Annotated in this window: 23 protein-coding genes; 12 read left to right on the top strand and 11 right to left on the bottom strand. The window is 61.9% G+C overall.

Annotated features, from left to right (window positions below):
* Positions 1-186 precede the first annotated feature (186 nt).
* Positions 187-1,143: a LysR family transcriptional regulator gene (locus tag V0R37_RS18190; RefSeq protein ID WP_420375882.1), complete on the bottom strand. Its 957-nt coding sequence runs from the start codon at positions 1,141-1,143 to the stop codon at positions 187-189.
* 297 nt (positions 1,144-1,440) lie between these two features.
* Here V0R37_RS18190 and V0R37_RS18195 point away from each other — a divergent pair, with 297 nt between their 5' ends.
* From V0R37_RS18195 to V0R37_RS18220, 6 genes are all read left to right on the top strand, one after another.
* Positions 1,441-3,039 (top strand): ABC transporter substrate-binding protein, encoded by a 1,599-nt coding sequence (locus V0R37_RS18195; RefSeq protein WP_420375883.1) that lies wholly within the window; start codon positions 1,441-1,443, stop codon positions 3,037-3,039.
* Positions 3,040-3,070: 31 nt separating this feature from the next.
* Positions 3,071-4,048 (top strand): ABC transporter permease, encoded by a 978-nt coding sequence (locus V0R37_RS18200; RefSeq protein WP_420375884.1) that lies wholly within the window; start codon positions 3,071-3,073, stop codon positions 4,046-4,048.
* Between the two features lie 91 nt (positions 4,049-4,139).
* Positions 4,140-5,078: an ABC transporter permease gene (locus tag V0R37_RS18205; protein WP_420375885.1), complete on the top strand. Its 939-nt coding sequence runs from the start codon at positions 4,140-4,142 to the stop codon at positions 5,076-5,078.
* A complete protein-coding gene (locus V0R37_RS18210; RefSeq protein WP_420375886.1) occupies positions 5,078-6,064 on the top strand; it encodes an ABC transporter ATP-binding protein in 987 nt (328 codons plus the stop codon). The genes V0R37_RS18205 and V0R37_RS18210 overlap by 1 nt, the downstream gene beginning before the upstream one ends.
* A complete protein-coding gene (locus V0R37_RS18215; protein ID WP_420375887.1) occupies positions 6,061-7,113 on the top strand; it encodes an ABC transporter ATP-binding protein in 1,053 nt (350 codons plus the stop codon). Before V0R37_RS18210 ends, V0R37_RS18215 begins: the two co-directional genes overlap by 4 nt.
* 46 nt (positions 7,114-7,159) lie before the next feature.
* Positions 7,160-8,296, top strand: a complete 1,137-nt coding sequence (locus V0R37_RS18220) for a M20 family metallopeptidase (RefSeq protein ID WP_420375888.1) — start codon at positions 7,160-7,162, stop codon at positions 8,294-8,296.
* A gap of 32 nt (positions 8,297-8,328) precedes the next feature.
* On the opposite strand, the gene V0R37_RS18225 is transcribed toward V0R37_RS18220, so the two are convergent.
* Positions 8,329-11,358 carry an FAD-binding and (Fe-S)-binding domain-containing protein gene (locus V0R37_RS18225; protein ID WP_420375889.1) on the bottom strand — a complete coding sequence of 1,010 codons (3,030 nt, stop codon included), beginning with the start codon at positions 11,356-11,358 and terminating at the stop codon, positions 8,329-8,331.
* Positions 11,359-11,389: 31 nt separating this feature from the next.
* A complete protein-coding gene (locus V0R37_RS18230) occupies positions 11,390-12,133 on the bottom strand; it encodes a GntR family transcriptional regulator (RefSeq protein ID WP_420375890.1) in 744 nt (247 codons plus the stop codon).
* Positions 12,134-12,340: 207 nt separating this feature from the next.
* Here V0R37_RS18230 and V0R37_RS18235 point away from each other — a divergent pair, with 207 nt between their 5' ends.
* The 4 genes from V0R37_RS18235 to V0R37_RS18250 all read left to right on the top strand — a co-directional run bounded on the left by V0R37_RS18235 (position 12,341) and on the right by V0R37_RS18250 (position 16,850).
* Entirely contained in the window at positions 12,341-13,555 is a 1,215-nt protein-coding gene (locus V0R37_RS18235) for a pyridoxal-phosphate-dependent aminotransferase family protein (protein WP_420375891.1), read from the top strand.
* A gap of 164 nt (positions 13,556-13,719) precedes the next feature.
* A complete protein-coding gene (locus V0R37_RS18240) occupies positions 13,720-14,745 on the top strand; it encodes a Bug family tripartite tricarboxylate transporter substrate binding protein (RefSeq protein WP_420375892.1) in 1,026 nt (341 codons plus the stop codon).
* A 15-nt stretch (positions 14,746-14,760) separates the two neighbouring features.
* On the top strand, positions 14,761-15,276 hold the full coding sequence (locus V0R37_RS18245; RefSeq protein ID WP_420375893.1) for a tripartite tricarboxylate transporter TctB family protein: 516 nt from the start codon (positions 14,761-14,763) through the stop codon (positions 15,274-15,276).
* 20 nt (positions 15,277-15,296) lie between these two features.
* Positions 15,297-16,850: a tripartite tricarboxylate transporter permease gene (locus V0R37_RS18250; protein WP_420375894.1), complete on the top strand. Its 1,554-nt coding sequence runs from the start codon at positions 15,297-15,299 to the stop codon at positions 16,848-16,850.
* On the opposite strand, the gene V0R37_RS18255 is transcribed toward V0R37_RS18250, so the two are convergent.
* From V0R37_RS18255 to V0R37_RS18290, 8 genes are all read right to left on the bottom strand, one after another.
* Positions 16,843-17,508 carry a Maf family protein gene (locus tag V0R37_RS18255; protein ID WP_420375895.1) on the bottom strand — a complete coding sequence of 222 codons (666 nt, stop codon included), beginning with the start codon at positions 17,506-17,508 and terminating at the stop codon, positions 16,843-16,845. The genes V0R37_RS18250 and V0R37_RS18255 overlap by 8 nt on opposite strands.
* Positions 17,508-18,947 (bottom strand): pyruvate kinase, encoded by a 1,440-nt coding sequence (gene pyk, locus V0R37_RS18260; RefSeq protein ID WP_420375896.1) that lies wholly within the window; start codon positions 18,945-18,947, stop codon positions 17,508-17,510. Before pyk ends, V0R37_RS18255 begins: the two co-directional genes overlap by 1 nt.
* Positions 18,948-18,972: 25 nt before the next feature.
* Positions 18,973-19,443: a 23S rRNA (pseudouridine(1915)-N(3))-methyltransferase RlmH gene (gene rlmH / locus V0R37_RS18265; protein ID WP_420375897.1), complete on the bottom strand. Its 471-nt coding sequence runs from the start codon at positions 19,441-19,443 to the stop codon at positions 18,973-18,975.
* A gap of 16 nt (positions 19,444-19,459) precedes the next feature.
* Entirely contained in the window at positions 19,460-19,855 is a 396-nt protein-coding gene (rsfS, locus tag V0R37_RS18270) for a ribosome silencing factor (protein WP_420375898.1), read from the bottom strand.
* Positions 19,856-19,877: 22 nt separating this feature from the next.
* Positions 19,878-20,480, bottom strand: a complete 603-nt coding sequence (nadD, locus tag V0R37_RS18275) for a nicotinate (nicotinamide) nucleotide adenylyltransferase (RefSeq protein ID WP_420375899.1) — start codon at positions 20,478-20,480, stop codon at positions 19,878-19,880.
* A complete protein-coding gene (gene hemF / locus V0R37_RS18280) occupies positions 20,471-21,379 on the bottom strand; it encodes an oxygen-dependent coproporphyrinogen oxidase (protein ID WP_420375900.1) in 909 nt (302 codons plus the stop codon). The genes nadD and hemF overlap by 10 nt, the downstream gene beginning before the upstream one ends.
* Positions 21,380-21,420: 41 nt before the next feature.
* Positions 21,421-22,710, bottom strand: coding sequence for a phosphoribosylamine--glycine ligase (purD, locus tag V0R37_RS18285; RefSeq protein WP_420375901.1), 1,290 nt, complete (start codon positions 22,708-22,710; stop codon positions 21,421-21,423).
* A gap of 64 nt (positions 22,711-22,774) precedes the next feature.
* Positions 22,775-23,506: a YebC/PmpR family DNA-binding transcriptional regulator gene (locus V0R37_RS18290; protein WP_420375902.1), complete on the bottom strand. Its 732-nt coding sequence runs from the start codon at positions 23,504-23,506 to the stop codon at positions 22,775-22,777.
* 107 nt (positions 23,507-23,613) lie between these two features.
* On the opposite strand from V0R37_RS18290, the gene V0R37_RS18295 reads away from it, so the two are divergent.
* Together V0R37_RS18295 and V0R37_RS18300 are read left to right on the top strand one after the other, a co-directional pair.
* Positions 23,614-25,119, top strand: coding sequence for a helicase HerA-like C-terminal domain-containing protein (locus V0R37_RS18295; RefSeq protein WP_420375903.1), 1,506 nt, complete (start codon positions 23,614-23,616; stop codon positions 25,117-25,119).
* 36 nt (positions 25,120-25,155) lie between these two features.
* Positions 25,156-26,088, top strand: coding sequence for a 2-hydroxyacid dehydrogenase (locus tag V0R37_RS18300; RefSeq protein WP_420376123.1), 933 nt, complete (start codon positions 25,156-25,158; stop codon positions 26,086-26,088).
* The last annotated feature ends 2 nt before the right edge of the window (positions 26,089-26,090 follow it).

Raw genomic sequence — 26,090 nt, forward strand, 5'->3', positions numbered from 1 at the left:
CAGGACCGTGAAACGCCTTCGCGCCGATGATAGTGGACGTACGTCTGTGAAAGTAGGTCATCGTCAGGCTCTTATTGTGCAACACCCCCCGCCCCTCCATAGGCGGGGGGTGTTGTTTTTTATGCGGCCGAAAAACAATCAACCCGCCCCGATGGCCGTGCCCCGGCTATATATAACAGCGGCAAGTCAGGGGGCTTGGTCTGAGCCTTCCGCGTAGACAGCCTGGCCGGGAGCCCGTTGCACCAGTTCGTCCAGGCGGCGAATGATGAAGCTGGAAAATTGTTCGATGGCGTCGGGCAGTATCCGGCCGCGCATGACCTGAACCTGCACGGTTCGAGCATGCATCTCGGGGTTCTTCAGTGGAACCGCCACCAGCCTGCCTGGTTTCAGGCGTTCGGCGATCGATACATAGCTTGCAAACAGAATGGCCTGGCTTTCGCGCACATAGGCGTGCAGGGCTTCGGCGTAATTGCTATAGACCTGGGGCTCAACCCAGGTACCGGTCATATTGGAAGCCAGTTGATAAAGCTTGTAGGTGGACGACAGTTCATCGGTCAAGGCTATGGGGTAGCCGGACAGATCGCGGATATCCAGACGGCGTCTACGCGACAAGGGATGATCCCGCGACATGACGGCCAGGGCGGGAGCGGGGCGGGCATACAGGACCTTCACTCCGCTTTCGCTTGCGTTGGGCGCAATGCTGAAGGTCAGAGCCATGTCGACTTCGCCCGCCTCCACGCGCTGGGTCGCCGGCTTTGCGCTATCCACCCAAATGCGGAAGCGGACCGAAGGCAACTGGCGGCCAAATGCCGCCAGCGCCGCGGGGACGAGCTCGTTGGCCAAACCTTGGGTGCAAGATATCCGTATTGGGTTTTGCTCGCCGCCTTGCAAGGCGGCGATGGATTCGAGCACGGCGCCTGTCTCGAGCACGGATCGTCTGACGTGTCTTAACAGGATCTGGCCCGCCTCTGTCAGGACCATTCCCCGGGCGCTACGTGTGAACAGACTGGCGCCCACCTCTTCTTCCAGGCCCGTGATCTGTCGGCTTATCGCAGATACGGCAACATGTAAAGAGTCCGATGCAGCCGTAAGGCTGCCTTTCAAAGCGACTTCATAGAAGTATTTTGTGGCCAGGCTTTGCATTGATACGACTCGCGTTCAAAGGTTTGTTTAGGAAAGATGACGGGTAATATTAAGGGTTAACCCTGATCTATCGTGCTAATTTAAGCAAAGAGTTCTCGATTTATTCTAATTGTATAGAAAGGTTTGAGTGTCTAGAATGGCCGCTTCGTCGAAGGGCGTAAATGCCCGCGATTGCAGCCGCCGCACAGTAAGGCACGCGCGATCTTGCGGCGAATGCACAACGCGGTATCGAGCTTTCGCTCCGCGTCGATTCAGAGACAAACCTAAAGGAATTACAGAATGCCGACGGTAAACCCTATGATCAAAACAATCGCTGTCGCCCTGGCCTGCGCATTCGCGGGACTGTCCCAGGCTCAGACATTGAAGATAGGCCTGGCTTCAGAGCCCACCGCAGTAGATCCGCACTATCATCAGACCACGCCCAACGAGGCGCTGATCTATCATATATTTCAACCGCTGGTCGCGATGGATGCCGATCAGAAGCTTCAGCCGGCGCTGGCCAAATCCTGGGAAGCCACAGACGACACCACCTGGACGTTCAAGCTGGATGAGAAGGCCCGTTTTTCCAACGGCGAACCCTTCACCGCGCAAGACGTGGTGTTTAGTTTCTGCCGGATCCTGAACAACGAAACAGGCATAGGCAGCGGCGGAACCAACACCGTACGCCGCATTGCCTCCATCGAGACTCCCGACGAACGCACGGTGCTGCTCAAGACCGCGGCGCCTCAGCCCGTCCTGCCCAATGAGCTGGCCCGCATACCCATGATCTGGAGCGGCATCGTCAAGCACGGCAAATTGACCTATGCGCCCAAGGAAGGTTGCGGCGTGACTTCCCCCTGGCCGGCCGTCAACGATTTCAACAGCGGAAAGGATGTCATCGGTACGGGTCCTTACATGCTGAAGTCCTATGTCAAGGGCTCGGGCATCGTGCTGGAACGCAATGAGAAATATTGGGGCGAACTGCCCGCCTGGAAGGAAGTCAGGATGACGGCCGTGCCCAGCGCGGGTCCGCGCTTGACGGGTTTGCTGGCCGGCGACTTCGACCTGATCGAGAACCCTGCCGCGCGCGACCTGAAGCGCATCAAGGAAAGCGGATTCGGCCATACGGTGAAGCCGTCGGTACGTATCATGTTCTTTCAACTGGATGCCGGCCGCGAGCAAAGCCCGCTGGTCAAATCCCCCAAGGGCGACAACCCCTTGCAAAATGCCAAGGTGCGCCAGGCCATGTCATTGGCCATCGATCGCAAGACCATTGTGGAACGCATCATGGACGGCGTAGCGCTGCCCGCGAACCAGTTCATCCCGGCCGGCATGTTCGGCTCCATCGACCAGGCCCCTGCGCTGGAATACAACCCCAAGAAGGCGAAAGAGCTGCTGGCCGAAGCGGGCTATCCCGACGGTTTCGAACTGACGCTGTCGGCCACCAACGACCGCTATATCAATGATGCGCAGGTGACGCAGGCTGTGGCGCAATACCTTAGCCGCATCGGCATCAAGACCCAGGTCGATACCGTGACCAGTTCGGTGTACTTTCCCAAACGCGCCAAGCGTGAAATGAGCGCGGCCCTGGGCGGCTGGGGCCAGGAAACCGGTGAAGCGGGCAATTTCCTGCAGTATTGGGTAGCCACCAACAACAAGGACCGCGGCGTCGGCAGCAGCAACTACGGCCGCTATTCGAACCTCGAGCTGGATCAGCTGTATTTTCAGGCCATGGGCACGCTGGACGATGGCAAGCGCAGCCAATTGCTGCAGCAGGCCGTGAAGATTGCACTGGCCGACATGCCGAATATTCCGCTGCATTGGGAAAGCGGTGTATGGGCTTTCCGCAGGGGCATCGCCTATGAAGGCCGCGCCGACCAGCGCACCATGGCCACCGCCGCGACACCGGTCAAGTAAGCCGGCCCAAGGTTGACGAAGGAGTAAGATTTTGGCTCTGTTCATTGTGCGCAGGTTGCTGCAAAGCCTGCTGGTCGTCCTGGCCGTATCGGTGGTGGTGTTTTGCGCCGTGTACGCGATCGGGGATCCCATCGAACTCCTTGTCAGCCCCGATGTGGCCCAGGCCGAGCGTGACGCGCTGATCGCCCGGCTGGGCCTGGACCTGCCCTTATGGCAGCAGTACGGCGTCTTCCTTTGGCGCGCCCTGCACGGCGACCTTGGCAATTCCTTCGTGCATGGAATGCCGGCTGTGCAGTTGATACTGCAACGTTTTCCGGCCACGCTGGAACTGGTCTTCGTGGCGATTACGCTGACCTGCGTCATCGGCATATCCATGGGGCTGATCGCGGGCCTGTACCGCGATCGCTGGCTGGGCCGGGGCATCATGGCCGGTTCCATCTTCGGCTTTTCCGTGCCGAATTTCTGGCAGGGCATGGTTTTCATTCTGTTCTTCGCGGTATGGCTGGGCTGGCTGCCCGCATCGGGTCGCGGGCCCACCACGGAATTCCTGGGGGTGCCGCTCAGTATCTTCAGCGCCGACGGTTGGCGCCACATCGCATTGCCGGCGGTCAATCTGGCCATCGCCAACATTGCGCTGGTCCTGCGGATGACCGCCACCGGCGTAAGCGAAGCGCAAAGTCAGGACTATGTGCGTTTTGCGCGTGCCAAGGGCGTGAAGCCCGGCCGCATCGTGCGTCGCCATATTCTGCGCAATATCCTGATTCCCGTCGTCACCGTGATCGGCATGGAGTTCGGCACACTGATCGCCTACTCCACCATTACCGAGACTGTATTTTCCTGGCCCGGCATGGGCAAGCTGCTGATCGACAGCGTCTACAAGCTGGATCGCCCGGTGATCGTGGCCTACGTGATGCTGGTGACCTTGCTGTTTGTGATCATCAATCTGGTGGTCGATTTACTGTATGCCGTGCTGGATCCGCGCGTGCAGCTTGTGGAGGCGCGGGCCTGATATGTTTTTTTCTATGTTCTCATTGTTCAAAAGGGCTGTGATGCCGGGCCAGCCCTCGATCCAGGCCGCCGGGCCGTTGGCAGCGACCTCCATGGAAGCGTCTCCCGAAGCGGCCGCGCCGCTGTCCGGAGTAGCTGTGCCCCATGTGGCGCCGCTGCTTGAAACGCCGGCCCGGAAGAAAATTTTGCGCAAGCTGCGTTCCCGGCCGTCCACCAAGAAGTCGCTGCTGGCGCTGGGCCTGTTGATTTTGGCTATCGTGGTCCTGCCGTTCTTCGCACCGCAGAATCCCTACGATTTGATGGCTCTGGACATCATGGACGGACGGCTGCCGCCGGGCGCCACCAATTTCGACCAGAGCATGACCTACTGGATGGGCACCGATGCGCAGGGACGCGACATGCTCAGCGCCATTCTTTACGGCCTGCGCATCAGCCTTTTCGTCGGCCTGGGCGCGGTGCTGATTTCCGTGGCCATAGGCGTGACACTGGGCCTGGCGGCGGCCTATCGGGGCGGTTGGGTCGACACGCTGGTAATGCGGGCCGTGGACTTCATCCTGGGTTTTCCGACCATACTGGTGGCGCTGGTGCTGCTGGCGGTGCTGGGCCGGGGTATCGACAAAGTCATTGTCGCGCTGGTGGTGGTGCAATGGGCGCACTATGCGCGCATCATGCGCGGCCGCGCGCTGCAGGAGCGCCGCAAGGAATACATCGAAGCCGCGCAGAACCTGGGCTTCCCGGCGTGGCGCATCATGCTGCTGCATCTGATGCCCAACTGCATCGGCCCCGTCATGGTGTTCGCCACCATACAGATCGCCACGGCGATCACCCTGGAAGCAACACTGTCCTTCCTTGGCGTCGGAGTGCCCGTGACCGAGCCATCGCTGGGCCTGCTGATTGCCAGCGGCTTCGAATATTTGCTGTCGGGCGATTACTGGATCAGCATTTTTCCGGGTGTCGCACTGCTATTGCTCATTCTTTCCATCAACATCGCCGGCGATCGCCTGCGAGACAGTCTGGACCCACGACGATAATGGATGATTCTCACGTATTACTGGAAGTGCGAGGCTTGCAAACCGCATTTCACACCGAAGCCGGGGCATGGCTGGCGGTCGACGGCGTCGATCTGACGGTCGGTCGCGGCGAGATATTGGGCCTGGTGGGCGAGTCGGGTTCGGGCAAGTCCGTCACCGGGTTTTCGCTGGTAGGCTTGATAGACCCGCCGGGCGAAGTGGTGGCCGGCTCTGTGCGCTTCGACGGCATGGAATTGTGCGGCATGGACGAGGCGCAGTTGCGCACCCTGCGCGGCAACCGCATCGCCATGATCTTCCAGGATCCGCTGATGACGCTCAATCCTGTGCTCAAAGTCGGCGAGCAGATGGCCGAGGCCATCTACACCCACGATCCGGCCGCAAGCCGGGCGCGGATACGCGAGCGCTGCGTGCAGGCATTGGCGCAGGTGGGCATACCTGCGCCCGAAAGCCGTCTGGACAATTATCCCCATGAGTTCTCGGGCGGCATGCGGCAGCGGGTGGCGATTGCCATCGCCATGCTGAACAAGCCCGACCTCATCATTGCGGACGAGCCGACCACGGCTCTGGACGTGACCATACAAGCCCAGATTCTTTTCGAGATGCAGAAGCTGTGCGCCGAGCAGAATACGGCCCTGATCTGGATCACGCACGACCTGGGCGTGGTGGCGGAATTGGCCGACAAGGTGGCGGTCATGTATGCCGGGCGCATCGTCGAGTACGGGACCGTTGAACAGGTATTGTCCCAACCCATGCATCCTTATACTCGTGGCCTGTTAAGTTCCATGCCGGGCCAGGCGGCGCCGGGCAGCAGGCTGGCGCAGATCGACGGCATGGCGCCCACCTTGACGGGACGCGAAACGGGTTGCGCATTTCGTCCGCGCTGTTCCCGAAGCGCCGATGTCTGTGCACGCCAGTCGCCTGATATAGATCGGCAAGGCGAACGGCAGTATCGCTGCCATTTTCCGATACTGGAGCTTGCGGCATGAGCAACACGATCACACCCGAGCGCGATGCCGTCCACCATGCCGGGGACGGCGTTCAGGAGTCCCCGGTTATTGCATTGCAGGGGCTATTCAAGCAGTTCCGCAGCAAGCCCGATCTTGCACAGCGCCTGCTGAGCCTGGCTGGCCGGAATGCGGAGCCTCCCACCGTGCATGCGGTCAACGGCGTGGACCTGGAGATCAGGCACGGAGAGGTACTGGGCCTGGTGGGCGAGTCGGGCTGCGGCAAATCGACGCTGGGACGCATGGTCGCCGGACTGATCAAGCCCAGCCGGGGCAAGATACTGTTCAACGGCCAAGATACCGCCGGCTTGCGCGGCGCGCAAAAGCGCGACTACACGCTGGGCGTGCAGATGATCTTCCAGGATCCCCAGGCATCGCTGAACCCGAAGCAGAAGCTGAAGCAGATCCTGGCCGAAGCGCTGTATGTGCACAAGCTGGCGCCGCGTGCCCAGATTGCGGGCCGCGTCGAACAGGCGCTGCTGGAAGTGGGGCTGGATCCGGAATACAGCACACGGCTGCCGCACCAGATTTCCGGCGGCCAGCGCCAGCGCATCGGCATTGCCCGGGCGCTTATGGTGCAGCCGGCTTTCCTGGTATGCGACGAGCCCGTGGCGGCGCTCGACGTATCGATACAAGCGCAGGTGATCAACCTGTTCATGGATTTGCGCGACCGGCATCGGTTCACCTATCTGTTCATCAGCCATGATCTTGGCGTGGTGCGCCATATTTCGGACAGAGTCGCCATCATGTACCTGGGCCGCATTGTCGAGATTGCATCGACGCGCGACATCTATGGCCATGCCGTGCATCCTTACACGCAGGCGCTGCTGGGCGAAATGCCCGATGTGCAGCGCCGCCGGCGCACATTCGTTCCGATCAAGGGAGAGATTCCCTCGCCGCTGGCCCCCCCGCCGGGTTGCACCTTTCATCCGCGCTGCCCGCATGCCATGGATATCTGCCGGCGCCAGGCGCCCGAACTGCGCCAGGTCGCCCCTGGACATCAGGCCGCATGCCATCTCAACTTTAGCTGAACTCTCGACGATACAGACACAGGCCATGAACCGCTCAGAAAATACGATGAAAGAATCCTCCGGCTCCGCGCAGATTTCCAGCCAGCTGTTGCCCATGATCGAGCGCTGGGTGCGCTTCGAGTCGCCGTCCTACAGCGAAGAAGCATTGTGCGGGATGGCGCGGATCATCGTGCAGGATGCGGTGAACCTGGGCTTGCGGGCCTTGACGCAGCCGCTGTCCACAGACGGCGCACCCCTGGTGCATATCCATAATCGGCGCGACGGCGATACGCGGCCAGGCATTCTTGTGCTGGGCCACTACGATACCGTGCACCCCATCGGGACGATAGAAAAAAACCCCTTCCGCATTGAAGGCGACAAGCTGTACGGTCCGGGCATTTACGACATGAAGGCGGGCATCTGCCTTGCTTTGGAAGGGCTGGCACAGGTCCAGGCCGACACGCAGTTGCCCGTGGACCTGGTGATACTGCCGGATGAGGAAACAGGCAGCCACCGTTCACGCCAGGTGATCGAGGATTTTGCGCGGCGCTCGCTTTATGCCTTGGTGTGCGAACCTGCGCGAGCCGATGGAGGCCGCTGCGTGACGGCGCGCAAGGGCACCGGCTTCATCACTGTGAAGGCGCACGGCCGTCCCGCCCATGCCGGCATGCAGCATCAAAAAGGCCGCAATGCCATCGAGGAAATTGCCCATCAGGTCTTGGCCCTTCAGGCCATGACGGACTACGAGCGCGGCATCACTGTAAGCGTGGGCGGGATTCAGGGCGGCACCACGGTCAACGTGGTTCCTGAGCACTGCCGGATCACTGCGGATTTCCGCTTGCCCGATCCGCAGGCAGCGGACGAATTGAGGGCCAAGGTGGAAGCCTTGAAGGCCCGCGTGCCCGATGTGACGCTGGATGTGGACTTCAAGCTGAATCGTCCGCCCATGCCGCGCACCGAGGCTGGCGCCAAGCTGCTGCGCAGCTGCCAGGCGTTCGCCGTGCGCGCCGGCTTTGTCCTGGACGAGGCGCCCATGACGGGAGGCGCCAGCGACGCCAATTTCACGGCCGCATTGGGCCTGCCTACCCTGGATGGGCTGGGCGCGGATGGCGATGGCGCGCATACGCTGCATGAGCATATCTTGCTGTCCACCCTGAATCTGCGCCAACGGTTTTGGGCGGAAACGCTGCAAGGGCTGGCATAAGGCGCAACGCGCCATTGACGCCGGGACGTTATTCAGCCGTCGCGCAGCGCCCTCTGCAGTACGCGGGCGACATGCTCGGCGCGCAGGCCGCCTTCGGGCTGGGTGCCGTCGGCGATCTGGTGGCGGCAACTGGTGCCGTCCGCGACCAAAAGCGTATCGGGGCCGGCCTTGCGCACGGCCGGCAATAACGAAAGCTCGGCCATCTTCATGGACGTTTCATAGTGCGAGGCCTCGTAGCCGAAGCTGCCGGCCATGCCGCAACAGCTCGATTCGATCAGCTCGACCTTCAAATCAGGTATCAGCGCGAGTACCTGCTGGATCGGCTTGACGGCATCGAAAGCCTTTTGGTGGCAGTGGCCGTGCAGCAGGGCGCGCTTTTCAGGCAGAGGCCCCAGCTTGAGGTTGAGGCGGCCGGCCTTCAGTTCGCTTGCCAGGAACTCCTCGAACAAATAGGCATTGCCGGCCAGCGCGCGCGCTTCCTCGCCCAGGCCCATGACCAGGAATTCATCACGCAGCGTCAGCAGACAGGAGGGCTCCAGGCCAACGACCGGAACGCCGCGGGCGATGAAGGGACGCAGGGCGTCGATGATCCGGCGGGCCTCGGCCTTGGCCTGATCGACCATTCCAGCCGACAGATAGGTCCGTCCGCAGCATAAGGGCCGCTTGGCCTCGGCATCGTTCGCCGCCGGTCTGGCAATGTGGACCTTGTACCCAGCCGCCTGCAACACCTGCAGGGCGGCGCGTGGATTCTCGGAGTCAAAATAATTGTTGAAGGTGTCGGCAAACAGGACGACGTCCGCTGTGTCGGCCTGCGACGGGGCGTCCTGGCGGGTGAAGATGTCGCTGCGCCATTTCGGCAAGGATCGTTTGGCGGAAAAGCCCAGCAGGCGTTCCGACAGCCACGCGGCGCCGGGCAGAGTATCGCGCAGGTTGAACAGGAAAGGCAGGCGCGCCGCCCACGGCGCCCAGCGCGGCATGGTGGCGATAAGCCGGTCTTTCAGGGCCAGGCCGCGCTTTTGCCGCCATTGATTCAGGAATTCGATTTTCATGCGCGCCATATCGACGCCCGTGGGGCAGTCGCGCTTGCATCCCTTGCAACTGACGCATAAGTCCATGGTCGCGCGCATTTCGTCGGAGGTGAAGGCATCGGGCCCCAACTGGCCTGACAGGGCCAGCCGCAACGTGTTGGCCCGGCCTCGGGTCAGGTGCTGTTCGTCGCGCGTGACCCGATAGCTGGGACACATGGTCCCTGCATCGAACTTGCGGCAATGCCCGTTGTTGTTGCACATTTCGACGGCCTTGGCAAAGCCTTGGGCGGGATCGCCGCCCGTGCCCGGCGCGCCGATCGAGTCGGCGGCGGGGTCGTTCTGAACATTCCAGGCCGACCAATCCAGCGCCGTCTCCAGGGGTTCGGCGCGGTAGCCGGGCTTGAAGCGGAACAGCGAGGCGTCGTCCATTTTGCTGCTGCGCACGATCTTGCCGGGATTCATGAGCCGGTCGGGATCGAAGAGGTCCTTGATCTCTTCGAAGGCGCGCGTCAGCCGGGGGCCGAACTGCCAGGCCACCCATTCGCTGCGCACCAGTCCGTCGCCGTGCTCACCGGAAAACGCGCCCTTGTATTCGCGCACCAGGGCGCCCGCCTCTTCGGCAATGGCCCGCATTTTCTCGGCGCCGTCGGTGCGCATGTCCAGGATGGGACGCACATGCAGCGTGCCCACCGAAGCGTGGGCATACCAGGTGCCGCGTGTGCCGTGCCTGCTGAATACGTCGGTCAGCTTGCTGGTGTACTCGGCCAGGTGTTCCAGCGGGACGGCGCAATCCTCGATGAAAGAAACGGGCTTGCCGTCTCCCCGCATGCTCATCATGATGTTCAAGCCGGCCTTGCGCACCTCCCACAAGGCTTTTTGGGCCGCGGCGTCGGGCATTTCCACGACGGAGCCCGGCAGGCCCAGTTCGCCCATCAGATCCACCAACTGCGCCAGCAGGGCCAATTGTTCGTCTTTCGATTCGCCGGCGAACTCCACCAGCAGGATGGCTTCGGGTTCGCCGATGAGCGCCTGGTCTATGACCGGACGGAAAGCGGGATTGCCGCGCGCCAGATCTATCATGGTGCGATCGACCAGCTCCACCGCACAGGGGCCCAGCTTGACGATATGGCGGGTCAAGTCCATGGCCTGGTAGAAAGTGGGGAAATTGACCACGCCCAGCGCCTTGGCGGCGGGCAGGGGCGCCAGCTTCAAGGTGATCCTCCGGGTATAGGCCAGGGTTCCCTCGCTGCCGACCAGGATGTGCGCCAGATTCACCTTGCCGTCGGGATCGTAGGGCCGGGGGCTTTGCGGATGGAATACATCCAGGTTGTAGCCGCCCACGCGGCGCATGACGCGCGGCACGGCGCGCTCGATTTCATCCCGTTCGCGCTTGGCGATCAGCCGCAGCCGCGCTGCGATGTCGCGCAGGCGGACCGGCTCGTTCGCCATTTGGCCTTCGTCGGCGAATCGGGCCTCGGTGCCATCCAGCAAGAGCGCATCGATGCTGATGACGTTGTGGACCATATTGCCGTAGGCGATGGAGCGCGAACCGCAGGAGTTGTTGCCGGCCATGCCGCCCAGCGTGCATTGGGCCGCCGTGCTGACATCGACGGGAAACCAGACGCCATGCGGTTTGAGCCATGCGTTCAAGTGATCGAGCACGATGCCCGGCTCCACCGTGACAGTCATGGCGTCCAGGTCGAAGTCCAGGACGCGGTTCAGATATTTGCTGTTGTCGATGACCAGAGCCGCGCCCACCGTCTGGCCGCATTGCGAGGTGCCGCCGCCGCGCGCCAGCACGGGCACGGACATTTCCCGGCAGATGCCCAGCGCGGCGGCGACGTCCGCAACCGTCCTGGGTACCAGTACGCCCACGGGTTCGACCTGATAGATGGAGGCATCGGTGGAGTAGCGTCCGCGCGCGCCCCGGTCGAACAGAACCTCGCCTTGAGTTTCTTTGCGAAGCCTTGCGGCCAGCTCCAGGTGTATGGGATTCAGGTCGGCGTGAGCCTGATGGGGCAGGGGCGCGTTCATGAGTTTCCTGTGTGGGGCGCGGCGGAGGGCATCAGGCCTCGCCGGCGGGTTTGGAAGAAGAAAGCCTCAAGGTTTCAAGCACGGCTTCGCCCTTGCGCCGCAAGTGCGTCCGCATGATGTCGGCCAGGCGGGGGCCGTCGCGCGATGCCAGCGCGTCGACCATGTCCAGGTGCTCCTGCATGGCCTTGTCCCATTTGTCATGGTTCAGATTGGAGCGGAACCGCAGATTCTGCAGCCGCAGGTTGATCGTTGTATAGACCTGGGACAGGAGATTGTTGTGGCCGGCCGCGTTGATGCGTTCGTGGATGGCGCGATTGACGTGATAGTAGGAGGAAAGATCCTGCCTGGCATGGCAGGCCTGCATTTCGAATGTCAGCGCCCTGATCTCGGCGATTTCCGAGTCGCTGATCCGTTGGCAGGCCAATTCGCCCGAAAGGGCTTCCAGCGCGCCCATGACTTCGAAGCTTTCGCGTATGTCTTTTTCCGACAGGGCCACGACCTGCGCGCCGCGGTTGGGCTTGATTTCCACCAGGCCGTCGGCCGACAGCAGGCGGAAGGCTTCGCGCAAGGGCGTGCGTGAAACATGAAGCCTGTCGCACAGCGCGCGTTCATTCAGGCGTGTGCCGGCGGGCAGTTCTCCTTCGATGATCATTTCGCGCAGGCGGTCGGCGACAGCGGTGGGTAGCGTGCGCCGGTCCACGGCTTCCGAAGGAAGCGCCGGCGGCGATGGCGCCTGATCACGGCTGCTGATGTCGCTGGCGTTGTCAATTTTCATTTGGTATACAAAATAAGCATTTCGTTTTTGAAGCCGGCCCTATAAGCCCGCTTTGCCCCGGAAGGTAGCGTGTTTCCTATTCTAACCGCATTCCAGCTGAAGGTAATGCTGTGCCGCCGCATAAATATCGCTTGCACAAGAGCCGGGTTGCTGCTTATTATTCCTGAATCATTGTATTTTGTATACCAAAAAGTCAGGAGCGCTTTTATGATCCCCTTGCATTCCCATCCGTCCGGCCGCCATTTTTTGCAAATCCCCGGACCCACCAATGTGCCGGATCGTGTGCTGCGCGCCATCGATAACGTCACTATCGATCACCGGGGGCCTGAGTTCGGCATGTTGGGCAAGTCGGTGCTGGCGGGGATGAAAAAGGTGTTCAAGACGCAAGGCCATGTCGTGATCTATCCTTCGTCGGGCACCGGGGCCTGGGAAGCGGCGCTGGTCAATACGCTGTCGCCGGGAGACCTGGTGCTGATGGCGGAGACAGGGCATTTCGCCGCGCTGTGGAAGAAGATGGCGGTCAAGCTGGGGCTGGAAGTCGAATTCCTGGATGGGGATTGGCGGCATGGGGTCGATGCGGCGCAGGTGCAGTCGCGGCTGGCGGCCGACACGCAGCATCGCATCAAGGCTGTCTGCGTCGTGCATAACGAAACCGCCACCGGCGTGACCAGCGACATCGCGGCGGTGCGCAAGGCCATCGATCGGGCCACGCATCCGGCGCTCCTGATGGTCGACACCATTTCATCCTTGGGCTCGATCGACTATCGGCACGATGAATGGGGGGTCGACGTGACTGTGGCGGGCTCGCAAAAAGGCCTGATGCTGCCGCCTGGCCTGTCCTTCAATGCCATCAGCGACAAGGCCCTTGCGGCGGCCGAGAAGGCTGGATTGCGCCGCTCGTATTGGGATTGGAAAGAAATGATCGCGATCAATCCGACCGGCTATTTCCCGTACACGCCGGCCACCAACTTGCTGTATGGCCTGCATGAAGCCCTGGACATGCTATTTGCCGAAGGCCTGGAAAATGTTTTCGCGCGTCACAGGCGCCATGGCGAAGCGACCCGCAGCGCCGTTCGGGCCTGGGGCCTGGAGATCCTTTGCAAGAAGCCCGAGGAATACAGTCCGGCGCTTACCGCCGTCCTCATGCCGGAAGGGCATAGCGCGGATGCTTTCCGCAAGATCGTGCTGACGCATTTCAATATGTCCTTGGGCCAGGGCCTGAGCAAGCTGTCGGACAAGGTATTTCGCATTGGACACCTTGGCGATTTCAACGACTTGACCTTGTGCGGCACGCTGGCCGGCGTTGAAATGGGCCTGGAACAGGCCAAGGTGCCGCATCGGAAGGGCGGGGTGCAGGCCGCCATGGACTACCTGGCGCAGACCAGCGCGCCGATTGCCGCCAAAGAGGTGAAGGCCGCCTAAGGCAACGATGAAATTTGGCGCTGGCCCGGCGTGCGCGTGTAGCGGCCCTGGCCTTTGCCGAACACGAGGGGGAAAACAACAGGGCCGGCAGTATCGACAGGAAGGCTCAGACAACAGGCGTTCGATATCGGACGTTTTCGTAGCACCAACCGGAGGAGATACAAATGAAGCAATTAGCTCGCAGGCTGTTAAAGAAATCTTGCCTGGTGACGCCGCTGGCCGCCCTGGCCGCGTTCGGCGCCATGCCGGCCAATGCCGCGGGGTGGGAGCCTACCCGCTCGGTGGAGATCATCGTGCCGGCAGGCGCCGGTGGCGCATCCGATCAGATGGCGCGCACCATCCAAAGCATTATCCTCAAGCACAAGTTCATGGACCAGTCCACGCTGGTGCTGAACAAAGGAGGCGCCAGCGGGGCCGAAGGCATCATGGACACCAAGGAGTCGGCGGGCAACCCGCACAAGCTGATGGTGGCGTTCTCGGCCATCTATACATTGCCCATCGCCGTCAGCCTGCCGTTCAACTGGCGCGACCTGAACCCGGTCGCCATGATCGCGCAGGACGAGTTCCTGTTGTGGACCAATGCCGAAGCGCCCTACAAGACGGCGGCCGATTACCTGAAGGCGGTGAAAGCGGCTGCGCCGGGCACCTTCAAGATGGGCGGCACCGGGGCCAAGCGTGAAGACCAGATCATCACCGTGGCGCTTGAAAAGGCCGCTGGAGTGAAGTTCACCTATGTTCCCTACAAGAGCGGCGGCGAGGCGGCGACGCAATTGGTGGGCAAGCATACGAACTCCAACGTCAACAATCCCAGTGAAAACATCGCCCAGTGGCGTGCGGGGCAGGTGAACGCGCTTTGCGTCTTCTCTGAACAGCGCATGGTCTACAAGGACAAGATCACCAAGGATCAGTCCTGGGCCGATATCCCCACCTGCAAGGAAGCCGGCTATGACGTGCACTACCAGATGCTGCGCGCTTTCTTCCTGCCGCCCAAGACCACCGCGGAACAGGCCAAGTACTACGCCGACCTGATGAAGAAAGTCAGCGAAACCCAGGAATGGAAGGACTACCTGGCCAAGCAGGCGCTAAAGGGCGATTATCGGACCGGGGCCGATTTCGTCAAGTTCCTGGAGAAGGACGAGGCGAATCACAAGACGCTCATGCAGGAAGCCGGTCTGGCTGCCAAGAAATAAACCGGAGGGTCATGCATGGATAAGGATCAACCACAAGCCAGTCCGCCGGAAGGCGGGCTGTCCTACAGCAACGTCGACGCCATCGCCGCGGCGGCCGTCTTCATCATCGGCGTCGTGATGATGGTAGACAACCACCGCATTGGCGTCTCCTGGGCCGTGGATGGTCCGGAGTCCGGTTATTTTCCGTATCACATCGGACTCATTCTGTGCATCGCCAGCGTGGCCGTGCTGTTCAAGTCGCTGTTCGGCAAAAGCCGGAACCACGAGGTCTTTGTCAGTTGGGAGCGGTTCCGGCTGGTGTTGCTGGTACTGGTGCCCACCGGGGTGTATGTGCTGTTGATACAGTTCCTGGGCATTTATGTCGCCTCGGTGCTGTTCATTGCAGGCTTCATGCGCCTGCTGGGCAAAATCGGCTGGCTGAAGACCGTGCTGGTCAGCGTCGGCGTCAACGTACTGCTGTTCTGGATGTTCGAGGTTCAGTTCATGGTACCCCTGCCGAAAGGGCCGCTAGAAGCCCTGTTCGGCTACTGAAACTGGGCAGGAGAACATAAGTGGATGAACTCAACGCTTTATTCCAAGGCTTTTCCACGGTACTGAGCTGGTACAACATCGGCATGATGTTCATCGGCCTGGTGCTGGGGGTGGTCATCGGCGTGCTGCCCGGACTGGGCGGCCCGAACGGGGTGGCCATCCTGCTGCCTCTGACCTTTACCATGCCCCCCACGTCGGCCATCATCATGCTGTCGTGCATCTATTGGGGCTCGCTGTTCGCGGGGGCCATTACCTCTATTCTTTTCAACATTCCGGGGGAAACCTCGTCGGTGGCAACCACCTTCGATGGCTATCCGCTGGCCCAGCAAGGCAAGGCGGGCAATGCGCTGACGGCGTCCTTCACGGGCTCGTTCTTCGGCGCCCTGTCGGGCGTCCTGCTCATTACCTTCCTGGCGCCCATGGTGTCGCGCTTCGCCTTGCGCTTCGGTCCGCCCGAGTTCTTCGCCGTCTTCCTGCTGACCTTCTGCAGCTTCGTGGGCACGGACAAGAAAACGCCCTTCAAGACCATCATCTCCATGATGCTCGGTTTCGGCCTGGCGGCCATCGGCATGGATACGGTCAGCGGCGGATTGCGCATGACCTTCGGCTGGTCGGAGCTGTTGCGGGGCATCGATTTCCTGGTGGTGGTCATCGGTTTGTTCGGCATCGGCGAGATCCTGGTCAGCATGGAAGAGGGCCTGAAGTTCGAAGGCAAGAGCGGCAAGATGAACTTGCGGGTCGTATTGCAGACTTGGGCCCAAATGCCCAAGTATTGGATGACCCTGATCCGCAGCACGCTTGTCGGCTGCTGGATGGGCGTGACGCCTGGCGGAGCAACGGCCGCATCGTTCATGGGCTATGGCCTGGCGCAGCGATTCTCGCGCAACGGCCATAAGTTCGGCACCGGCGAACTTGAAGGCGTGATCGCGCCCGAAACGGCCGCCCACGCATCGGGCACTTCGGCCCTGCTGCCCATGCTTGCGCTGGGCATACCGGGGTCGGCGACGGCGGCGGTGCTGCTGGGCGGCCTGATGATATGGGGCTTGCAGCCCGGACCCTTGCTGTTCGTCGAACAGAAGGAATTCGTCTGGGGCCTTATCGCCAGCATGTACCTGGGCAATTTCGTGGGCCTGATCATCGTGCTCAGCACGGTGCCCCTGTTCGCGGCCATATTGCGCATACCGTTCGCCATTGTGGCGCCCATCATCATCGTGGTTTGCGCGATCGGCGCGTATTCGGTCCATAACGCCATGCTGGACGTATGGTTCATGCTGCTGTTCGGCGCGATCGGCTATGTGCTCAAGAAGCTGTCCTATCCCCTGGCGCCCATGATACTTGCGCTGGTGCTGGGCGACCGGATGGAGGACGCTTTCCGCCAGTCGATGTTGGGACCGGGGACGGGCCTGCATGTCTTTTGGTCGAACTCGCTGGTCGGCACCATCACGACCCTGGCGCTTATCATGCTGTTCTGGCCCCTGGTTCCGCTGGCCTGGCGCGGTGTCCGAAAATTGGCATCGAACCAGGGCGGCGGCGGTGGCCATGCCGAAGAAGCGGATACAAGAGCGGCTAAGTGAGCGATTTTGCCTGGCCGGCGGGCGAGACTGGGGAGGCCATGGATTGCAGCAATCGCCCGGTTTCGAATATGGGCAATCCCATGACGCCGGTATAGCTGCCCGAGATATGCTGGATGAACATGCCGGCCTTGCCTTGTATGCCGTAGGCGCCGGCTTTGCCCATGGGCTCGCCGGTGGCGCAATAGTTGTCGATCTCGGTTGGGGTAAGCGGCTTGAAGCGCACTTCGGTGATGGAAACGTCTTCCAGCAACTTGCCCTTGCCGGCCAGGGCCACGGCGGTATGCACGGTGTGGCTTTGGCCGGACAGGCGCGCCAGCATGCGCCGCGCATCGTCAGGGTTTTCAGGCTTGCCCAGAATGTCGCCGTCCAGGATGACCGTGGTGTCAGCCGATAGGATCGGGGCGTTGGCATCAAGTTGCAGGCCCCGGCCCGCTTCCCTTTGCGCGGCCAGCCAGGCGGCCGCGCGCAGGGCTTTCTCGCGGGCTGTGCGGCGCACGTAGAGCTCGGGAGACTCACCCGCCAGACGGGGCTCATCCTCGCCGGGCGGAGCGGGCACGTTCAGCACCTCGTGCCTGACACCCATTTGCAGCAGTATCTCGTGGCGGCGCGGGCTGGCCGAAGCCAGGTAGACGAAGGGCAGGGTAAGCGTCCAGGGCACTACGACACCTTGAGTATTTTCATCCCGTTGGTGCCGCCGCTGTTGCTATAGAAATCGCCCTTGGTAAGGATGATCCAGTCGCCTTTTTTAAGCAGGGACTGTTCTTTCAGCAGTTCGATCGCCTTGTCGCTGACTTGCGCAGGGTCGATCTTGGCCGCGTCGAATGGCACGGTGTAAACACCGCGGAACATGGCGGCCCGACGCTGGGTGGCGGGATGGCGGGTATAGCAGTAGATGGGCACGCCCGAACGTATGCGGGACATGATCAGCGGCGTGTGGCCGCTTTCAGTCAGGCTGATGATGGCCTTGACGCCCGGGAAGTGATTGGCGGCATACATGGTGGCCAATGCGATGGTTTCATCGCAGCGCGTGAAAGTTTCGCCCAGGCGATGCTGGGACCGCGTGGATGTGGGCTCCTGCTCGGCGCCCAGGCAGACGCGGGCCATGGCGGCCACGGCCTCGACGGGGAACTGGCCGGAAGCGCTTTCGGCTGACAGCATGACCGCGTCGGTATAGTCCAGCACGGCGTTGGCCACGTCCGATACCTCGGCCCGCGTCGGCATGGGGCTGGAGATCATGGATTCCATCATCTGCGTGGCGGTGATCACCAGCTTGTTGTGCGTGCGCGCGTGCTGGATGATGCGCTTTTGTATGCCCACCAGCCGGGCGTCGCCGACTTCCACGCCCAGATCGCCGCGGGCGACCATGACCCCGTCGCTGACCTTGATGATGGCGTCCAGCGCGCGGTCGTCGGCCACGGCTTCGGCGCGTTCTATCTTGGCGATGATCCAGGCCTTGCTGCCCGCGGCCTGTATCAGCTTGCGCGCCTCCTGGATGTCGCTGCCATAGCGGGGGAAAGACACGGCCACATAGTCCATGTCGAGCTCCGCCGCCAGCTTGATGTCTTCCCTGTCCTTGTCGGTCAGGCTGGGAGCCGAAATGCCGCCTCCGCGCCGGTTGATGCCTTTGTTGTTGGACAGGGGGCCGCCCACGGTAACCACGGTATGCACCGCGTGTTCATCGACGTTCTCGACCACCAGGACGACCCGGCCATCGTCCAGCAGCAGCTCGTCGCCGGGGTGGCAGTCCTGCACCAGGCTGGGATAGTCGATGCCGACTATGGTTTCATCGCCTTCGTCGTTGGGATGCTTATTGGACAAGGTAAACGCCTGTCCCACCTTCAAGGTGACCTTGGTGTCCTTGAAGCGTGCGATCCGGATCTTGGGGCCTTGCAGATCTCCCATGATGGCCACGTACTTGCCATGCTTTTCAGCCAGGGAGCGGACCAGCTCGGCCCGTTCGCGATGATCCTCCGGCTTTCCGTGCGAAAAATTCAGGCGGGCCACATCCATGCCGGCCAAGATCAATTGTTCGATTTTTTCAGGGCTGGTGCTGGCTGGCCCCAGTGTGGCGACGATTTTGGTGCGGCGTTTTGTCATGGCGGGAAGTTAAGGTGTTATGTGCTCAAGCGCGGTGATAGGGATGCCCGGTCATGATAGCCCAGGCTCTGTAAAGCTGTTCGGCCAGCACGATCCGGACCATGGGGTGCGGCAATGTCAGGGACGATAGCCGCAGCAGGCCCTGGCAATTACGTTTCAGGTCGGCATCCAGGCCGTCCGGGCCGCCTATTAAAAAGGCGATATCCTGCCCGCCGCCACGCCACTTTTCAAGCTCGTGGGACAGGTCCATGGTGCTCATGTCTTTGCCGTGCTCATCCAGCGCGATGCGCAAGGAGCCGGATGGGATGGCGGCATCGATGCGCCGGGCTTCGGCCTGCATCATCTGGGCGGGCGTCTTGCCCGATGTGCGCGGTTCGGGCTTGACTTCCTTGAGCTCGAGCACGCAATCCTGCGGAAGACGCCGCGCATAATCGCGCCAGGCGGTCTCGACCCAGTCCGGCATCCGCGTGCCCACGGCGACCACGATCAGTTTCACCAGCCCCGCCCCATTCCTATTCGTCGTCGTAGCTGTACGATTCGGGAATGCCGGGCTGAGTCGATTGAGGCAGTAGCTTCACACGTACAGGCTTGCCTCCCCAGATTTCCTCCAGATTGTAGTACTGGCGAACCATGGGTTGCATGCAGTGCACGACGATGTCGCCCAGGTCGACCAGCACCCATTCGCCGGTATCCTCGCCCTCGAAGGCGATGATGGGAATCTTGTGCTCGCGCGCGCGATCGGCCACGCTGGATGCAAGGGAGCGGGTCTGGCGATTGGAGGAGCCGCTGGCGATGACGACGCGATCGAACAGGCCGGTGATATGAGACGTATTGAAGACCTTGATGTCTTGCGCTTTCACGTCTTCCAGAGCATCTATGACCAGGCGTTGCAGTTTTTGAATATCCATGTAATGACTATACCGTGAGACGTTAGGCGACAGGGGCTTGGTAAAGCCCATTTTGTTCAATATAGTGCGCGACAGCAACATCCAGCAGCCCGTCGGTGGGTTCGCCGCGCGCAATTCGTTGGCGTATGAGGGTGGAAGAGATGGCGACGGGCTCGAAAGGCAGGGTCACCAGGCTGCGCTTCAAGCCGTCCAGGTGCCGCCGCAAGGGCAGAGGAGGCTCCAGGGAGGCGCCCGGGCGCTGGGCCACTACCAGCCGGACCCGTTCGGTGATTTCCCGCCAGTCGCGCCAGGAGCAGAAATTATCCAGCTGATCGGCACCCAGTATCCAGTAATAGTCGGCGCCCGAAGGCAGGCTTCTTAAGGTGTCGATGGTATAGGTATGCCCGCCGCGCCGGATTTCCATCGGGTTCGCATGCAGGCCGGGATGCCCGTCCACCGCCAGTTCCAGCATGGCCAGCCTGTGCTCGCCGCTTGCCGCCAGGGGGCGGCGCTGCCAGGGCTGGGCTGCCGGTATCAATTCGACGCCAGCCAGGCCGAGCGCCTGCATGGCGGTGTCGGCCAGCGCGATATGGGCCAAATGGATGGGGTCGAAGCTTCCGCCCAGCAGGCCGGTCTTTATAGCCATTCGCGCGGTTTCAGGTAATCGGAAAGCGCCGCCTCGGGCGTGCCTTCCTTGGGCGTCCAGTTGTAGCGCCAGTTGGCCGCGGGCGGCATGGACAGCAGGATGGATTCGGTCCGTCCGCCCGATTGCAGGCCGAACAGCGTGCCCCGGTCGAAAACCAGATTGAATTCCACATAGCGGCCGCGCCGATAGGCCTGGAAATCGCGCTGCCTGTCGGTGTATTCCATGCGCCGGCGTTTTTCGACGATGGGCATGTAGGCGTCCAGGAAGCAATCGCCCACCGAGCGGGTAAGGGCGAAGCAATGGTCGAATCCGCTTTCGTTCAGGTCATCGAAGAACAGCCCGCCCACGCCGCGTGTTTCGTCGCGGTGCTTCAAGTAGAAATAGTCGTCGCACCATTTTTTGTAAGCCGGATACTTGTCCTCGCCGAAAGGCTGGACGGCGTCGTGGCAGACTTGGTGGAAATGGCGGGCGTCTTCCTCGAAGGGGTAGAAAGGCGTCAGGTCCAGCCCGCCTCCAAACCAGAACACGTCCTGGTCCTTGCTGCCGGAAGGCGCATGAGCCACGAACAGCCGCACATTCATGTGGCTGGTGGGCACATAGGGATTGCGCGGATGCAGCACCATGGAGACGCCCATGGCTTCCCAGGAGCGGCCCGCCAATTCTTTGCGGTGGGCGCTGGCCGATGCGGGCAAGGTCTTGCCCTGCACATGGCTGAACAGCACGCCCGCCCGTTCGAACAGCGGGCCGCCTTCCAGATAGCGCGACAGTCCGCCGCCGCCTTCGTCGCGGGTCCATTGATCGGATTGGAAACGGCTGCCATCGGAACTTTCCAGGGCTTCCACGATGCGTGCCTGAAGATCCAGGAAATAATCGTATGCGGTGGAAATGGGTACGGTCATTCAGCTTCCTTGCCGCTCGTGGCGCGGAGCGGCGCTTGTATTCAGGCGGCCGCGCCCGGCAGGGCGCGCCACCCGATATCGTTGCGGTATTGCCGCCCGTCGAAGTGTGTCTGGGCGACAGCGGCGTAAACGGTGGCCTGGGCGCGCTTGACCGAATCGGCAAGCACCGTCACGCAAAGAACACGCCCGCCGGATGTCTTGAGCACACCATTATCCAGGGTCGTGCCGGCATGGAACACCATGCATTCGTCGGTGTCCTCGGGTAAAGAGCTGATGACATCGCCAGTGCGGGGCTTGCCCGGATAATCCTTGGCGGCCAGGACCACGCCCAGCGCGGTGCGGCGGTCCCAGTCTATGCTGGCCTGGTCCAACCGGCCCGAGACGGCCAGCTCGAAGACCTGGGTCAGGTCGTTCTTGATGCGCATCATGATAGGCTGGGTTTCGGGATCGCCCATGCGGCAGTTGAATTCAAGCACCTTCAGCGATCGCGTCGAATCGGCGCCCGGCCCGATCATGAGCCCGGCATACAGAAAACCGGTGTAGGGAATGCCGTCTTTGGACATGCCGGCCGTCGTGGGCTGTATGACTTCGCGCATGATGCGGTTATGCAGGGCCGGCGTGATGACCGGGGCGGGAGAATAGGCGCCCATTCCGCCGGTATTGGGGCCCTGGTCGCCGTCTTTCAGGCGCTTGTGATCCTGGCTGGTGGCCAGCGCAAGCACGTGCTGGCCATCGCACATCACGATAAAGCTGGCTTCTTCGCCCATCAGGCATTCTTCGATGACGACGCGGGCGCCCGCGTCACCGAGCGAGCCGTCGCCCAGCATTTGATCGATCGCCTGCTGCGCTTCGGCTACGGTTTCCGCGACCACGACGCCCTTGCCGGCGGCCAAGCCGTCGGCCTTGACCACAATGGGCGCTCCCTGGTCCTGCACATAGGCTTTGGCAAGGATCGGGTCGGTGAAGGTCTGGTAGGCCGCGGTGGGGATGTTGTGGCGCACCATGAAAGCCTTGGCGTAGTCCTTGGAACTTTCCAATTGCGCCGCCGCCTGGGTCGGGCCGAATATTTTCAGGCCCGCCGCGCGGAACGCGTCGACCACGCCGGCCGCCAGCGGCGCTTCGGGGCCGACCACGGTGTAGGCAATGCTTTCTTGCTGTGCGAAAGCCACGAGCTCGTCAATGGCGGTGATGTCCACATTCTTGATATGCCCCGATCGGGCGGTACCGCCGTTGCCGGGGGCGACATATACGGTTTGAATGCGGGGGGATTGCGCCAGGCGCCATGCCAGCGCGTGTTCGCGGCCACCGCCACCGATTACCAGTAATTTCATAGTGAGGGCCAAAGTTTCCGTAAGGCGAAGTAAAGTGGAAAAGAAACGTGCGGAATCGCTTGGGTCAGTCGGATTCGTCGAATGCGGCGGTAGTGTATACCTCTTGCACGTCGTCCAGCCCTTCGAGCGCGTCCAGCATTTTCTGCATCTTGACCGCATCCTCGCCGGCCAGCTCGGTTTCGCTCAGCGCCTTCATGATGACGCCTTGCACTTCCGGCGTCAGTGATGCCTGCTCGAAGGCCTCCTTGACGGCGGCATAGTCTGCCGGGGCGCAAACGACCTCGATCATGCCCTCGTCGTCAGTCTGGATGTCTTCGGCGCCGGCTTCCAGGGCGGTTTCCATGACCTGCTCTTCAGAGGTGCCGGGCGCGAACAGGAATTGGCCGCAGTGCTTGAACATGAAGGCGACCGAGCCTTCCTGGCCCAGGTTGCCGCCGTTCTTGCTGAGCGCGTGGCGCACTTCGGCCACCGTGCGGATGCGGTTGTCTGTCATGCAGTCGATGATCACGGCGGCGCCGCCCACGCCATAACCCTCGTAGCGGACTTCCTCGTAATTGGCGCCGTCGGCCCCGCCCGCGCCGCGCAGGACCGCGCGCTGGATGTTTTCCTTGGGCATATTGGCCGCCATGCCCTTGTCCCAGGCCATGCGCAGGCGTGGATTGGAGTCGGGGTCGGCGCCGCCGGCGCGGGCCGCAACCGTGATCTCACGAATGATTTTTGTCCAGAGCTTGCCTCGTTTGGCGTCTTGGCGACCTTTTCGGTGCTGGATGTTCGCCCATTTACTGTGACCGGCCATAAAGTGTCATCAATTAAAGATAAAGAAGCTCATTTTACCCGTGCAGAGTAGAGAGCGTCGAATTACACTTGGGCTTCCCTTCAGCCCGCGTCCGGAAAGGTAAGAATATGGCCGACCCCATCCTCATTGCAAAAAATGCAAGCACGGCATCGATGCTGCTTCCTGAATTGGCGAATCGCCACGGCTGCATTACCGGTGCGACCGGAACCGGCAAGACCGTAAGCCTGCAGGTCCTCGCCGAGGCCTTTTCCCGCCTGGGAACGCCGGTGTTCATGGCAGACGTCAAAGGCGATCTCAGCGGCATATCGCAGCCGGGCGCCAGCAGCGCAAAGCTGCAGGAGAGGCTGGTCAAGCTGGGCCTGCCCGAACCCGCATGGGGGAACTGCCCCACCGTCTTGTGGGACATCTTCGGCGAGCAGGGACACCCTGTGCGGGCCACGGTATCCGATATGGGACCTTTATTGCTGTCCCGCATGCTGGAATTGAACGACACCCAGGAAGGAGTCCTGGCGCTGGTCTTCAAGGTGGCCGACGACGAGGGGCAATTGCTGCTCGATCTGAAAGATTTGCGCGCCATGCTGCAGAACGTCGCCGACCGCTCGTCCGAGCTGCGCACGCAGTACGGGAATGTGTCGTCGGCTTCCATCGGCGCCATACAGCGAAGCTTGCTGCGGCTGGAATCCCAGGGCGCGGCCCAATTCTTCGGCGAACCCATGCTTGATATCTTCGACCTGATCCGCGTCGATGAAAAAGGCCGGGGCATCGTCAATATCCTGGCTGCCGACAAGCTGATGCAATCGCCGCGCCTGTATGCGGTTTTCCTGCTCTGGATGCTGGCGGACCTGTACGAAGGCCTGCCCGAAGTGGGCGATCCCGAGAAACCGAAATTCGTCTTCTTTTTCGATGAGGCTCATTTATTATTCAATGATGCCCCCAAGGCGCTGCTCGAGAAAATCGAGCAGGTCGTCAGGCTGGTGCGCTCCAAGGGGGTCGGGGTCTACTTTGTGACCCAGAACCCGCTGGACATTCCCGAGACCGTGCTGGGGCAATTGGGCAACCGGATTCAGCATGCCTTGCGGGCGTTCACGCCGCGTGACCAGAAAGCGGTCAAGACGGCGGCCCAGACGATGCGGCCCAATCCCGGCCTGGACATCGAGGCGGCCATCACCGAGCTGGGCGTGGGCGAGGCGCTGGTTTCCCTGCTCGACGCCAAGGGGCGCCCCACGGCCACGGAGCGCGTCTGGATGATGGCGCCAGGCAGCCGCATAGGCCCGGCCTCGGAAGCGGAGCGCCAGGCCTTGCGTTCGGCTTCGGTGCTGGGCGGCAAGTACGAGCAGATCATAGACCGCGAATCCGCTTACGAGGTTTTGCAGAAACGCAACACGGCCGCGGTGGCGGACTCCGGACAAGGGGCGGCGGCCGGCGGCGGAAAAGGTGATCAGGGCGATGCCGGGCTGATGGGCACGGTCAACGATTTCCTGTTCGGTTCCACCGGCCCGCGGGGCGGGCGCCGCGAGGGCGTCGTGCAATCCGCCGTGAAAAGCGCCATACGCAGCACCGCCACGCAGTTGGTCCGGGGGGTGCTGGGTTCCCTTATAGGCCGCCGCAGGTAGGGCGGAAATTTTTCATTCATCGAGGATGCTGTGTCGATCAGGATAGTTGTTGCAGGAAATACGCCCGAAGTTACCCGGAAATGGCATGAACGCTTCGTTCGAGCCAGCAAGGCGGCGCAATTCATTGAATGGGCGGATGGCCAGGCGCCGGTGGATGCCGATTACGCCATCGTCTGGAAACCGTCCGGCGCGCTGTTCCGACAAGAGCGCCGCTTGAAGGCCGCGTTCAACCTTGGAGCCGGCGTGGACAGCGTCATGCGCCTGCCGGAACTGCCCCGGGACCTTCCCGTGGTGCGCCTTGAGGACGCCGGCATGGCCCGGCAAATGTCGGAATACGTGCTGCACGGCATCGCCCACGCCTCGCGCCGGTTTTCCGATTACGCCGACTTGCAGCAGGCGGGGCAGTGGCGGCAATTGACGCCCATTTGCTACGATGATTGGCCGGTCGGCGTCATGGGTCTGGGCGCCATTGGCAGCCAGGTCGCGCAAGCGATCGCGGCAGCCGGTTACCCAACGGCGGGCTGGTCGCGCAGCGTCAGGCGGATCGACGGGGTCCAGGCCTTTGATGGATCCGATCAGCTGTCGGCTTTCCTGGCTCGTACCCGTGTGCTGGTCAATGTGCTGCCTTTGACGCCCGATACCGAGAACATACTGGATCGGCGGAATCTGCAACAATTGCGTCCCGGCGGTTATGTCATCAACGTTGCGCGGGGTCCGCATGTGGTCGATGAAGACCTCCTGGCCCTGATCGACGAAGGGCATTTGCAGGGGGCGCTGCTGGACGTGTTTCGCGTCGAGCCTCTGCCCGCCGGCCATCCCTATTGGAAGCACCCAAAGATCCGTATTACGCCGCACGTTGCCGCCATGACCCTGGAGCAGGAAACCGTGGGGCAGGTTTTGCGCAAGATCGATCTCCTGGAGCAAGGCCGTCCGGTGACGGGTGTCGTATCCAGAGGCCAGGGATATTGATT

Origin of the sequence: Pollutimonas rozaliensis (genome assembly GCF_048751585.1) — a bacterium.
Taxonomy (GTDB): Bacteria; Pseudomonadota; Gammaproteobacteria; order Burkholderiales; family Burkholderiaceae_B.